Here is a 13,158-nt window from a genome sequence, read left to right as displayed (position 1 = left end):
TTTCGACGCAGGAAGCCCGGATGGGGCAGGAAGCGGACAACCGGTTCAACTCACCGCTTCGGGAGGCGTTCGGCTCGTCGCCGTTCATCCTCACGAAGTTCGACAAGTTCATGAACTGGGTCCGGGGTTCCTCGATGTTCATGCTGCAGTTCGGAATCGCCTGCTGCAGCATCGAGATGATTCACACGTACGCGATCAAACACGACCTGGACCGCTTCGGTGCAGGGGTTCCGCGTGCGTCACCACGACAGGCTGACGTGATTATCGTTCCGGGGACGATCGTCTCGAAGTTCGCGCCCCGGATGAAGCGCGTCTACGACCAGATGCCCGAGCCGAAGTTCGTCGTCGGCATGGGCTCGTGTACGATCTCTGGTGGCCCGTTCCAGGAAGGATACAACGTCATCAAAGGTGCAGAGGAAGTCATTCCGGTGGACATTCACGTCCCCGGCTGTCCGCCGCGCCCGGAGGCACTCATCTACGGAGTCGCGAAGCTCCAGGAACGTGTCGCCAACGGCGAGTCCGCACCCGTGACGGTCAAACCCTACGAGCTGGAGCAGTTCGGCGACCTCGAACGCGACGAGATCGTCCAGAAGCTCGCCGACCAGATCGACGAGGACGACCTCGTCATGCGCTATAACTGGACTGATTCGCCATGAGTTTAGAAGAACCACGCGACGCCGAGATGGAAGTCGGCGTCACCGACGACGGCCTCGACTACGACGCTCTGGAAACCCTCCTGGGTGACCTGGTCCTCGACCGCGAGGAGCACGTCAACGCCGAGGGGTTCGTCGTCCGTCCCGACGACGTCCAGGACGCACTCAGCACGCTGAAGCAGGACGCCGGTTTCGACCACTGCTCGTGCGTCACTGCCCAGGAGTACCAGGACCGCTACGAGTCCATCTACCACCTCAAGAAGTACGACGACCCGACGCAGGAGCTGTCGGTCGTCGTGCCGACCAGCAAAGACGATCCGGTCAGTCAGAGCGCGAACGACGTCTATCGAACCGCAGACTGGCACGAGCGGGAGGCCTACGACCTCGTCGGCATCGAGTACGAGGATCACCCGGACCTGCGCCGCATCCTCCTGCCCGAGACCTGGCAGGGCCATCCCCTGTCGCTGGACTACAATCAGACCCAGCCCCAGATCGTCTCGCTGCGCGAGCACGCCAACCCGCTGCAGGAGGACCACCGTGCGGGCGAGAACTCGGACACGATGTTCATCAACATCGGCCCGCACCACCCTGCGACGCACGGCGTCCTGCACGTCAAGACCGTCCTGGACGGCGAGCAGGTGGCCGACCTCGACCCCGACATCGGCTATCTCCACCGCTGTGAGGAGCAGCTCTGTCAGCAGGGAACGTACCGCCACCAGATCATGCCGTACCCGGACCGCTGGGACTACATCTCGGCGGGGCTGCTGAACGAGTGGGCGTACGCGCGCGCCGCGGAGGACCTCGCAGACATCGAGGTGCCCGAATACGCCCAGGTCATCCGGACGATGGGCGCGGAACTCTCCCGCATCGCCTCGCACATGCTCGCGCTCGCGACGTTCGCGCTGGACGTCTACGGCGACTTCACGGCGATCTTCCAGTACGGCATTCGCGACCGCGAGATCGCACAGGACATCCTCGAAGACCTCACCGGCCAGCGGCTGATGTTCAACTACTTCCGGCTCGGTGGCGTCGTGTGGGACCTGCCCGAACCCCGCGAGGAGTTCTTCGAGAAGATTCGTGACTTCCTCGACGGCATGCCGGAGAAGCTAGAGGAGTACCACAACCTCATCACGAGCAACGAGATCTTCCAGCTCCGGTGTGTCGACACCGGCGTGCTGGAGCCGGAGGTCGCCAAGAACTACGGCGCGACCGGCCCGGTCGCTCGTGGCTCGGGCATCGACTACGACCTGCGGCGCGACGACCCGTACGGCTACTACGACGAACTCGACTGGGACGTCGTCACCGAGGACGGCTGCGACAACTACGCGCGCGTCCTCGTGCGCATGCAGGAGGTCGAGGAGTCCGCGAAGATCATCGGGCAGTGTGTCGACCTGCTGGAGGACTGGCCCGAAGACGAGCGCGAGATTCAGGCCAACGTCCCGCGGACGCTCAAGCCCGACCCCGACACGGAGATCTACCGCGCGGTCGAAGGGGCCAAGGGCGAACTCGGGATCTACATCCGCTCGGACGGGACGGACAAGCCCGCCCGGTTCAAGATCCGCAGCCCGTGTTTCTCGAACCTGCAGACGCTGCCCGTGATGTCCGAGGGCGAGTACATCCCGGACATGGTCGCGTCGCTTGGTAGCCTCGACATCGTGCTCGGGGAGGTGGATCGGTGATGGTACCGCTCCAGAACGCACCGAGTGCACCGCTGCCGGAGACCCTCGTCGACCTGCTGGGTCTCAACGCCGACAATCCGCTGCACTTCTTCCTGGCAGCGATCATCGCGTCGGCGCTGGTCGGCACGTTCATGCTGACGAACACGGCACTGGTCATCTGGGCGAAGCGGAAGATCACGGCCGCGTTCACGGACCGCATCGCGATCAACCGAGTCGGACCGTTCGGCCTGCTCATCATCGTGGCTGACGCGGTTCGACTCCTCTCGAAGGAACTCATCGTTCCGGAAAAAGTCGACCGCCCGGCCTACGACCTCGCGCCGCTCGTGCTCGCGAGCTCGGCGCTGCTCGGCTTCGCGGTCATCCCGATGGGCAACGGTATCCAGGTCGCCGACCCCGAGACGGGGCTGGCGTACGTCTTCGCCGTCGCCTCGATCGCGTCAATCGGCCTCGTGATGGCCGGCTACGCATCGAACAACAAGTACTCGTTCCTCGGCTCGCTGCGTGCAGTCGCGCAGAACCTGGCCTACGAGATCCCGCTGGTACTGACCGGCGCGTCCGTCGTCATCTTCGCGGGCACGCTGCAGATGAGCGAGATCGTCGCCGCACAGACCGAGACGCTGTTCTCGATCGGTGGCCTGGCCATCCCGTCGTGGTACGCGTTCGTGAACCCGTTCGCGTTCGTGCTGTTCATGGTCGCGAACCTCGCGGAGGTCGGACGGAACCCGTTCGACATCCCCGAGGCGCCGACCGAGATCGTCGCCGGGTACCAGACCGAGTACTCGTCGGTGTACTTCGTCCTGCTGTACCTGGGCGAGTTCATCCACGTGTTCCTCGGCGGTGCCATCATCGCGACGATCTTCCTCGGCGGCCCGGCCGGCCCGGTCCTGCCGGGGATCGTCTGGTTCGTCATCAAGATCTGGGGCGTGTTCCTGTTCACGCAGTGGGCGCGGTCGGCGCTCCCCCGCGTGCGCATCGACCAGCTCATCGAGATCGGCTGGAAGGGCATGCTCGTGCTCTCGCTGGCGAACCTCGTCCTGACGGCCGTCCTCGTGGGGGTGGTCGTCTGATGTACTCGACGCGTTCCACGACCGGAGGTGACTACCAATGATCGGACTCCTCAAAGGCATGGCGACGACGATGAAACACGCGCTCGACGGCGAGACGTTCACCGTCGAGTATCCAGACACCGCACCCGACGTGAGCCCGCGCTTCCGCGGCGTTCACAAGTTCAGCCAGGAACGCTGCATCTGGTGTCGGCAGTGTGAGAACGTCTGCCCGAACAACACGATCAACATCGTCACCGACGAACAGCGCAACGGCGAGCAGTACAACCTCCACATCGGCCAGTGTATCTACTGCCGACTCTGCGAGGAGGTCTGTCCCGTCGACGCCATCCTGCTCACCCAGAACTTCGAGTTCACCGCCGACACCAAGGACGAACTCGCCTACAACAAAGAGCAGCTCAAGAACGTCCCGTGGTACAAAGACATCGACCCGCTCGAATCGCGTGAGCCGGACCGCGGCGCGTGGATCGGCGAAGGCGACGGCGAAGTCGACTACCAATAACCACTTTTTACTCACTCGGGTTTCCTCGCTCACTTCGTTCGCTGCGGGAACCACTCGTTCGCAAAACCTGGACTAAAACTTGCTCCGCGCTCGTTATACTCGCGCGGAGTGAGCCGGCTCACTTCGTTCGCCGGATGCTTGTTTTATGATGGCCCCACCGACCCCAACGCTGAATGTCGCTTAGACTGTACGTTTGCCCATGCAGTGGGTCGTGAGTCGATACGTGGACGACCCGACGAACGCGGCGGATGTCCGCCGACTCTTCTGTCGCGTTGCGGCCGTCTTCAGCGGGGTGTGGTTCGCGACCGTGTATCTGGGGACCGCAATCTTCGATCCCGTTCAGCGTGAGGCGCTCGCAACAGGGGAATGGACCAGCCTCGAACTCGCCGGGTTGGTCGTCGGAGCGGTGGCTATGAGTCTCTTTTGTGTACTGAACGCCGGCTACGTCGGCGGGTGGCTCTGGAACCGGTTGGCTGAACACAGTGGAAGCAACCTGACAGCAGGGGGCGGGACAGTCGTAGGCGGCACCATTGGACTCGTGACCTATCTCACCGGGACGATGCCCATCGCAGCCTTCCTTGCGGCCAGGTTCGTGATGGGAGCGCCAGGTCTCCCATCCGTACTGAGTGGAGAGCCAAGTAAAGCCATTATCACACTTCTCACTGCTGGCGGCCTGTGGCTCTACTTCACGCTTTTCGGCGCCGCCGTCATGGCAGTGGTCACCCTCGGCATCCCGTTCTTCCTCAGCGTTGCAGTCGGACGCGCGCTCGGTGCGACCGCCGAGCAGAATCGAACACCATGCGATTCCGCTCGTTCCGTGACTGTTAGGGTACCGCTCGATCGCAAAACCGGCACTCCAATCACTCGTTCACCGCAGAAATACTCGCTTGCGACTCGGAGGTCCGTCGTACCGTTTCCGCGTGGTATCTCCTCTAAAAAACTCCCGGTCGAAAGCCGGTCTTAGTGACACCGGAGGACCAGTTGTGACGAATTGTCACACGTAGTTCACACCCCGAGCACAAAATAACCGTGGATTAGTTGGCAGATTCGAGGGGTCATAGCGCACGCGCGTGAATTTGATAAAGAAATCTTCAAAGGCCCGCCGGAAGGAGACTCATGTAAGATGGCACTGTACGAAACCATAGCGTTCGGGTTGTTCGCGTTCGTAACCCTCGCGAGCGCCCTGGGCGTCGTCCTACTCCGGGACGTGTGGCACTCCGCGCTCATGCTCGGGATCGCACTGCTGAGCGTGGCCGTCCACTACGTGATGTTGCGCGCCGAATTCGTGGCGGCGATGCAGATACTCGTGTACGTGGGCGGTGTGCTGATCCTGATCACCTTCGCCGTCATGCTCACCCGCCAGGAGAGCATGGACGAGCTAAGTGAGGTGACCACATGACTACCCGACCCGAGATCGCGACCGAGGCGAACTGGCTCACCGGGCTGGCCGCGGCCGCGCTGTTCGCCGTGTTGGCCGTCGTGTTCCTGGGTGCTGACCTGCCCAGCGCAGCCGGCTTCCCCGGAAGCGGCTCGATCACCGCGTCGATCGGCTACGCGATGTTCAACATGGGCGACCTGGCTGCCTACGAGAGCGAGCAGTTCCTGGTCGTGTTCGAGATCATCGACGTCGTGCTGGTCGCCGCGCTGGTCGGCGCGGTCATGCTCGCCCGACGCGAGGAAGGGAGCGTCCGCGGCGCACTGACCGACGGCGGTCGGGACATCCGGCGCACGCTCGAAAACGACGAGGGAGGTGACGACTGAATGGCCGTTCCAGCCGAGTACTACCTCGTCCTGTCGGCGGGCGTATTCTGTATCGGCCTGTTCGGCATCCTGACGCGAAAGAACGCGCTCATCTTCCTGATGTCGGTCGAGCTGATGCTCAACGCAGCGAACATCAACCTCGTCGCGTTCTCGTTCCTGTGGGGCAACCTCACGGGACAGGTCTTTTCCCTGTTCACGATGGCGTTAGCGGCCGCCGAAGTGGCGGTCGGTATCGGCATCATCATGGTTCTCTACCGGAACTTCCAGGACGTCGACGTGACCAAAGCGACGACGATGAGGTGGTAAGATGGCAGGAGAAACACTCACCGCGTACGCGTTCGTGCCCGCGATAGCGGCACTCCCGTTCGTCTCCTTCCTGATCTCGCTGCTGTTCGGGCGTTACATGCCCAAGGGAGGTGCATTAGCCGGCATCTTCGCGCTCGCCGGCTCGCTGGCGATTTCGATTGCGACCCTACTGACCGTCGCCGGGATCCTTCCCGGTGAAACGGCCCATCACGCGACGATCTGGCACTGGGTGTCCGGGATCAACACGTTCGACCTGCATCTGGGCGTGTACATCGATCCCCTGTCGGCGCTCATGCTGGTCATCGTCTCGTTGATCGCACTGCTCGTGTTCATCTTCTCGCTCGGATACATGAACGACGAGGGCGAGACGGGGCTGGCACGCTACTACGCCTCCCTCTCGCTGTTCAGCTTCAGCATGCTCGCCTTCGTGTTCTCGGACAACATCCTGATGGCGTTCATGTTCTTCGAGCTGGTGGGCCTGTGTTCGTTCCTGCTCATCGGCTTCTGGTTCCGCGAGGACGGCCCGCCGAGCGCAGCGAAGAAGGCGTTCCTGGTCACCCGCTTCGGTGACTTCTTCTTCCTGATCGGCGTCGTCGGCATCTTCGCGACCTTCGGCACGGGGCTGTTCGCGAGCGTCCACGGCGACGGGACGACGCTCCACAGCTTCCCGCACATGGCCGAACAGATGCTCACGGGCGGAGAGACGCCCGAGGCCGCGAGCGAGATGCTCAGCCTCGTGCCGTTCGGTGCTCAGGAGTGGATCACGATCCTGGGCGTGCTCGTACTGGGCGGTGTGATCGGCAAGTCCGCGCAGTTCCCGCTGCACACGTGGCTGCCCGACGCGATGGAAGGTCCGACCCCCGTCTCCGCGCTCATTCACGCGGCGACGATGGTCGCGGCCGGCGTCTATCTCGTCGCGCGCATGTACGGGTTCTACGCGCTGTCGCCGACGGCGCTCGCGATCATCGCGCTGACGGGCGGGTTCACGGCGCTCGTCGCCGCGACGATGGGCGTCGTCAAACAGGAGATCAAGCAGGTGCTGGCGTACTCCACCATCTCCCAGTACGGGTACATCATGCTCGCGCTGGGTTCGGGTGGCTACATCGCTGCTGTGTTCCACCTGACGACCCACGCCGTGTTCAAAGCCCTCCTCTTCCTCGGCGCAGGGTCGGTCATCATCGCGATGCACCACAACGAGAACATGTGGGACATGGGCGGCCTGAAAGAGAAGATGCCCGTGACCTACTACGCGTTCCTCTCCGGATCGCTCGCACTCGCTGGCATCGTCCCGTTCTCGGGCTTCTGGTCCAAAGACGAAGTGCTGTTCGAGGCGCTCATCCACGGGCTTGGCGGAAACCCGCTGTTCCTCGCCGCGTGGGCGATGGGTCTGCTGGCGGTGTTCTTCACCGGGTTCTACACCTTCCGGATGGTCCTGCTCACGTTCCACGGTGAGCCGCGGTCCGACACCGCAGAGGACCCACACGGCGTGCGCTGGAACGTCAAGGTTCCACTCGCCGTTCTCGGGATTCTGGCAGCGACGATCGGGTTCATCAACATGGCCCCGGTCGCGAAGATCACGGGTGCACACATCGACTTCCTGCACACGTGGCTCGGCGGATCTGAACTCGTCGCCGATGAGTTCGGCACTGGACTGCACCACTACGAAGTGGTGCTCGAAGAAGTCGCGGGCGTCTCCGCGGCCTACCCGCTCGGCGAACTCGGTACGATGCTAGCATCGGCCGCCGTCTCGCTGGGCCTGGCGCTGTTCGGTGCAGGGCTGGCCTGGATGCTGTACAGCGGGCCGGAACCCACCGAGCACACGAACAAACTCGGAGGTGTGAAGACGATACTCATGCACAACTACTACCAGGACGAGTACCAGGTCTGGCTGGCACAGGGCTTTACGCTGCCGCTGGCTCGTGCAGCCGACCGCTTCGACCAGGGAATCATCGACGGCGTCGTCAACGGCATCAGTAGCGTGAGCCTGTTCTCGGGCGACCGCGTCCGCCGTATCCAGACCGGTGTCGTCAGCAACTACGCCGCACTCCTGACGCTCGGACTGACGCTGTTGCTTGTCGCGTTCGGCATCGTCGGGGGGTGGTTCTAGATGCTGGTCGAACTCCTCTTCGTCACGGCACTGCTGTCGTCGGTGCTCGTGATGCTCGCACCCGACGAGTACGCCGGCAAGTTCGCAGCAGCACTCAGCGTCGTCCCGGCCGTGCTGAGCCTCTGGATGTACAGCATCTTCGACGGCTCGGGCAACGCGCTGCTGGGCGGCGAACTCGCCTTCGAGACGATGGCCGAGTGGATCTCGTTCGGTGCCTACACGATCAACTGGCACGTGGGCCTCGACGGCGTCAGCATGCCGCTGATCGTGCTGACCACCATCCTGACCACGCTCGCGATCGTCAGCGCGTGGACGCCCATCGACGAGCGGGAGTCCCAGTTCTACGGCCTCGTCCTCTTCATGGAGGCGAGCCTCATCGGCGTGTTCGCCGCACTGGACTTTTTCCTCTGGTTCGTCTTCTGGGAGGCAGTCCTCGTGCCGATGTACCTGCTGATCGGCGTCTGGGGCGGCCCGCGCCGGAAGTACGCCGCCATCAAGTTCTTCGTCTACACGAACGTGGCGAGCCTGGTGATGTTCGTGGGCTTTTTCGCCCTCGTCTTCGGCCTCGGCGACTCGATCACGTCGCTGGGCCTGCCCGAAATCGCCCAGGCACTGAACGACGGCCAGCTCAGTTCGCTGGCCGGCATCGAGCCGGGCATGCTGAAGCTCCTGGCGTTCATCGCCATGTTCGGCGGATTCGCGGTCAAGGTGCCCGTCGTTCCGTTCCACACGTGGCTGCCGGACGCCCACGTCGAAGCACCGACCCCGGTGTCGGTGCTCCTGGCCGGCGTCCTGCTGAAGATGGGGACCTACGCACTGTTGCGGTTCAACTTCACGATGCTCGCCGACGTGGCGAAGGCCAACGCGGAGATCATCGCCATCTTCGGCGTCGTGAGCATCATCTACGGGGCGATGCTGGCGCTGGCCCAGCAGGACTTAAAGCGGATCGTCGCGTACTCCTCCATCTCGTCGATGGGATACGTCATCCTGGGCCTCGTCGCCTTCACGCCACACGGCGTCGGCGGCGCGACGTTCCAGATGGTCAGCCACGGGCTGATCTCCGGGCTGATGTTCATGACGGTCGGCGTCATCTACAACGAGACGCACACGCGGATGATCGGCGACATGTCCGGGATGGCCGACCGGATGCCCGTCACCGCCGGCGTGTTCGTCGCCGCGGCGTTCGGGTACATGGGCCTGCCGCTCATGTCCGGATTCGTCGGTGAGGTGCTCGTGTTCCTCGGTTCGTTCCACTCCGAGGTCATCCAGGCCGCACCGCTGTTCACCGGTATCGGGATGTTCGGTATCGTGATCGTGGCCGGCTACCTGCTGCGGGCGATGCAGAAGACGCTGTTCGGGCCGTTCCGGCTCGAAACTGACTACGAGGTCGGACGCGCGCCGTTCCAGGACGTCGCACCACTGATCGTCCTGCTCCTGCTCGTCATCGCGCTCGGTGTCGCACCGGACCTGTTCTACACGATGATCCAAGATGCGATTACGCCGATGCTGGGAGGTGGTGCCTAAATGATTCCGCTACAATCCGGCGCGCCGCTGCCGCTGTGGACGTCGCTGGCACCCACCCTCGCCCTCGGACTGACGGCGCTGGTGCTGCTCGTGGTGGACAGTATCGACCCAGATTCGAGCGCGCCGGGCCTGCTGGCCGGAATCGCGAGCCTCGGCTCGCTGGTTGCGCTTGTGATCACCGGCTGGTTCCTCGTCGCTGGGACCGGCATGGAACGCACCGGCGGTGCGATCGTCCAGTTCAGCGGGGCACTCGTCGTCGACGGGATGAGCCTGTTCTTCACGTTCATCTTCGCGAGCGTGGCAGCGCTCGTCACCGTCGCGAGCTACGACTACCTGAAAGGGCACGATTACGAGGCCGAGTACTACGCGCTCGTGATGCTCGCTGCGACGGGGATGAGCCTGATGGCTTCGGCCAACAGCCTCGCCACGGCGTTCGTGAGCCTCGAACTCGCGAGCCTGCCCTCGTTCGCGCTCGTCGCGTTCCTCAAGAACAACCGCGGGAGCGTCGAGGCGGGCCTGAAGTACTTCCTCATCGGCGCGCTGTCCTCGGCCGTCTTCGCGTACGGGATCAGTCTGGTGTACGCCGCGACCGGCGTCCTGAAACTGCCGGCCATCGCGAGCGTCATCACGGCTGGCGAGTTGCTCGACCCCGGCATCCTCGGCGTCGGCATCCTGATGATCGTCGGCGGCGTCGCCTACAAGACCGCCTCCGTCCCGTTCCACTTCTGGGCGCCGGAGGCCTACGAAGGCGCACCCGCACCGATCTCGGGCTTCCTCTCGTCGGCCTCGAAGGCCGCCGGGTTCGTCCTGGCGTTCCGCGTGTTCACCGTCGCGTTCCCGATCGAAGCGGTCGCCGGCGTCGCCATCGACTGGGGCCTGGCCTTTACGGTCCTGGCAGTGGTGACGATGACGCTCGGGAACTTCGCGGCTGCAACGCAGGACAAGGTCAAGCGCATGCTGGCGTATTCCTCGATCGGACACGCCGGCTACGCGCTGATCGGGCTGGCCGTGCTCTCGGGTGCTGCTGACCAGAGCTTCGCGCTCGGAGCCAGCATGATGCACCTGTTCGTCTACGGCTTCATGAACACGGGCGCGTTCCTGTTCATCGCACTCGCCGAGTACTGGGGTGTCGGGCGCACCTTCGAGGACTACAACGGACTCGCCAAGCAGGCACCGATCGCCTGTACCGCGATGACCATCTTCCTCTTTAGCCTCGCCGGGCTCCCGATCGGCGGCGGCTTCTTCTCGAAGTACGCCCTGCTGGTCGCGGCGACGAGCGCGAGCGCGTGGCTGCTGGCCGCGGCGCTCATCGTCAACAGCGCGCTGTCGCTGTTCTACTACTCGCGGGTCGTCAAGGCGATGTGGATCGAGGAACCCGACGGGAGCTTCGAGGTCTCCTCGTACCCGACGGGCCTGTACGCCGCGGTCGTCGCCGCCGGCGTCATGACGTTCCTGCTGCTGGTCGCGTTCGGTCCCGTCTCCAGCACGGCGACCGACGCCGCCGCGATGCTGTTCTAACCACCGAACACGCGATTCGTTTTTCTGCCCGACTCGAACGCTCACAGCGGCAGCGAAGTCGCAGTACTCGGCCGGAGCGTTGGCTCGGCACCTCGTTCAGAAAGTCTGGAAAGCCGCGAGTCGTCGAAATGACTCCCGTGAAGGAGCACCGCGGGCGTGGAACAGGCAAGTGTCGACGTGGCGGAAAAGTAGCTACTCGAACGAGCCGTGAGAGACGATGTCGGCGAGCGGCTTCCGGTCGCTCGGTACCTCGCGTTCCTGCAGTTCCTCGGGGAGGGTGTCCGTGGCGGCCTGCTTGCCGATGGCCACCATCGCTTCCGCATCGAACTCATCTTCGGGGACGCCGAGGGCGTCGTGGATGCGCTCCCAGTCGAACCCGGCCATCGGGTGCAGCGCGAGGTCGCGTCGCGTCCCCTCCAGAGCCAGGTTCTGCCACGCTGCACCCGTGTCGAAGGAGTGGGTGAGTGCAGGTTCGCCGTTGTGCTCGAAGGTCGTCTTCGAGAAGATCGCCACGAGGACGCTCGCGTCAGTCGCCCACGCCTGGTTGTTCTCGGTCAGCAGATCGACGAACGTCTCCCACTCGTCGTCGTCACGCGTCGCGTACACGAACCGCCAGTGCTGGTTGTTGAACGCCGACGGCGCCCAGCGGGCGGCCTCGAACAGCGGCAGGAACTCCGCTTCGGCCAGCGGTTCGCCCGTCATCGCACGCGGCGACCACCGGTTCACGAACAACGGATCGACGTCGTGTTCGGGCGTGCGGTGCGCGGCGACTTCGTCGTCGAGTTTGCGGTCTTCGTCTGTCAGAGACATCGTAGTATCTTGTCGGTCCTGCGGACACATATATTATTGGCGACATACCTGTAACCAGGTTACACCGATGACAGTGGTCGCAGTGAGTGTCGTGAGTGTGACAGCGACCAGCCGTGACTGGCTGCGTGGCCGAATTGGCGGTCGGGAGCAGAGAGGCAACCCAGAGACGCTGACAGGTCACCGGTTTCGGGACGAGAGAAGAGGTACTTAGAAGTCCCGGTGGCTCCGAGCGGGAGGTATGAAAGCGACCGCGAAGGCTCACCCCATCCAGGGGCTGGTCAAGTATCACGGGATGCGCGACGAGGAGTTGCGACTCCCGTATCACGACTCGATCAGCGTCTGTACCGCACCGAGTCACTCGAAGACCACCGCCGAGTTCGACCCGTCGCTCACCGCCGACCGCTACGTCATCGACGGCGAACAGGTCACCGGTCGGGGAGCAGAGCGAATCGAGGCAGTCGTGGATCACGTCCGAGACCTCGCCGGCATCGATCACCACGTTCGCTTCGAGTCCGAGAACAACTTCCCGACGAACATCGGCTTCGGCTCCTCGTCGTCGGGGTTCGCGGCGGCAGCGCGCGCCCTCGTCGAGGCAGCGGGGCTGGACATGTCCCTCCCGGAGATTTCAGCTGTCGCACGCCGCGGATCGTCGTCTGCGGCACGCGCCGTCACCGGCGCGTTCTCACATCTCCGCACGGGCCTCAACGACGAGGACTGCCGCTCCGAGCGCATCGAGACTGACCTGGAGGACGATCTCCGCATCGTCGGCGCGGAGGTGCCGGCCTACAAGGAGACCGAAGAGGCTCACAAGGAAGCAGCGGACAGCCACATGTTCGAGGCGCGGATGGCCCACATCCACGGGCAGATCGCCGAGATGCGCGACGCGCTCCGCGCGGGCGACTTCGACCGCACCTTCGAGCTGGCCGAGCACGATTCACTCTCGCTCGCGGCGACGACGATGACCGGACCGGCCGGCTGGGTGTACTGGCAGCCCCGCACGCTCGAGGTGTTCAACACCGTCCGGGAACTCCGCGAGGAAGACGTACCGGTGTACTTCTCGGTCGACACCGGCGCCAGCGTCTACGTGAACACGACGGCCGACTACGTCGACCGCGTCGAGGGTGCCATCGCCGACTGCGGCGTCGACACCCGCACCTGGACAGTCGGCGGTCCCTCACAGATCCTAGACGAGAGTCAGGCACTGTTCTGAGCGACGGCGGTCTTTACCACGGCC

General features: G+C 63.9%; 13 protein-coding genes. 12 read left to right on the top strand and 1 reads right to left on the bottom strand.

The genetic code is table 11. From position 1 onward, the window contains the following. The first annotated feature begins 20 nt into the window (after positions 1–20). From ACFR9U_RS09705 to ACFR9U_RS09655, 11 genes are all read left to right on the top strand, one after another. Entirely contained in the window at positions 21–656 is a 636-nt protein-coding gene (locus ACFR9U_RS09705; RefSeq protein ID WP_379814345.1) for an NADH-quinone oxidoreductase subunit B, read from the top strand. After that, entirely contained in the window at positions 653–2,332 is a 1,680-nt protein-coding gene (locus ACFR9U_RS09700; RefSeq protein WP_247374220.1) for an NADH-quinone oxidoreductase subunit D, read from the top strand. Before ACFR9U_RS09705 ends, ACFR9U_RS09700 begins: the two co-directional genes overlap by 4 nt. Then, complete coding sequence (locus ACFR9U_RS09695) at positions 2,332–3,399, top strand: complex I subunit 1/NuoH family protein (protein WP_247374222.1); 1,068 nt, start codon at positions 2,332–2,334, stop codon at positions 3,397–3,399. Before ACFR9U_RS09700 ends, ACFR9U_RS09695 begins: the two co-directional genes overlap by 1 nt. A gap of 37 nt (positions 3,400–3,436) precedes the next feature. Continuing rightward, entirely contained in the window at positions 3,437–3,898 is a 462-nt protein-coding gene (locus ACFR9U_RS09690; RefSeq protein ID WP_247374225.1) for a NuoI/complex I 23 kDa subunit family protein, read from the top strand. 199 nt (positions 3,899–4,097) lie between these two features. After that, on the top strand, positions 4,098–4,862 hold the full coding sequence (locus tag ACFR9U_RS09685) for a hypothetical protein (protein ID WP_247374227.1): 765 nt from the start codon (positions 4,098–4,100) through the stop codon (positions 4,860–4,862). A 159-nt stretch (positions 4,863–5,021) separates the two neighbouring features. Beyond that, on the top strand, positions 5,022–5,297 hold the full coding sequence (locus ACFR9U_RS09680) for an NADH-quinone oxidoreductase subunit J (RefSeq protein ID WP_247374229.1): 276 nt from the start codon (positions 5,022–5,024) through the stop codon (positions 5,295–5,297). Beyond that, a complete protein-coding gene (locus tag ACFR9U_RS09675) occupies positions 5,294–5,659 on the top strand; it encodes an NADH dehydrogenase subunit 6 (RefSeq protein WP_247374231.1) in 366 nt (121 codons plus the stop codon). Before ACFR9U_RS09680 ends, ACFR9U_RS09675 begins: the two co-directional genes overlap by 4 nt. Further along, positions 5,660–5,965, top strand: a complete 306-nt coding sequence (nuoK, locus tag ACFR9U_RS09670) for an NADH-quinone oxidoreductase subunit NuoK (RefSeq protein ID WP_247374234.1) — start codon at positions 5,660–5,662, stop codon at positions 5,963–5,965. 1 nt (position 5,966) lies between these two features. Continuing rightward, the gene (gene nuoL / locus ACFR9U_RS09665) at positions 5,967–8,072 is read left to right on the top strand and encodes an NADH-quinone oxidoreductase subunit L (protein WP_247374245.1); all 2,106 of its coding nucleotides are present in this window, start codon (positions 5,967–5,969) and stop codon (positions 8,070–8,072) included. Further along, complete coding sequence (locus tag ACFR9U_RS09660) at positions 8,073–9,596, top strand: complex I subunit 4 family protein (RefSeq protein ID WP_247374248.1); 1,524 nt, start codon at positions 8,073–8,075, stop codon at positions 9,594–9,596. It begins immediately after the preceding gene. Next, the gene (locus ACFR9U_RS09655; protein ID WP_247374250.1) at positions 9,597–11,114 is read left to right on the top strand and encodes an NADH-quinone oxidoreductase subunit N; all 1,518 of its coding nucleotides are present in this window, start codon (positions 9,597–9,599) and stop codon (positions 11,112–11,114) included. It abuts the gene before it with no gap. 192 nt (positions 11,115–11,306) lie between these two features. Here ACFR9U_RS09655 and ACFR9U_RS09650 read toward each other — a convergent pair whose 3' ends face one another. Further along, positions 11,307–11,924 carry a nitroreductase family protein gene (locus ACFR9U_RS09650; RefSeq protein ID WP_247374252.1) on the bottom strand — a complete coding sequence of 206 codons (618 nt, stop codon included), beginning with the start codon at positions 11,922–11,924 and terminating at the stop codon, positions 11,307–11,309. Between the two features lie 238 nt (positions 11,925–12,162). Here ACFR9U_RS09650 and mvaD point away from each other — a divergent pair, with 238 nt between their 5' ends. Next, positions 12,163–13,134 (top strand): phosphomevalonate decarboxylase MvaD, encoded by a 972-nt coding sequence (gene mvaD, locus ACFR9U_RS09645; RefSeq protein ID WP_247374264.1) that lies wholly within the window; start codon positions 12,163–12,165, stop codon positions 13,132–13,134. Positions 13,135–13,158: the final 24 nt, after the last annotated feature.

The sequence above is a fragment of the Halorientalis brevis genome (genome assembly GCF_042678165.1).
Lineage (GTDB): Archaea > Halobacteriota > Halobacteria > Halobacteriales > Haloarculaceae > Halorientalis > Halorientalis brevis.
This window is presented reverse-complemented; position numbering and strand designations above follow the sequence as displayed.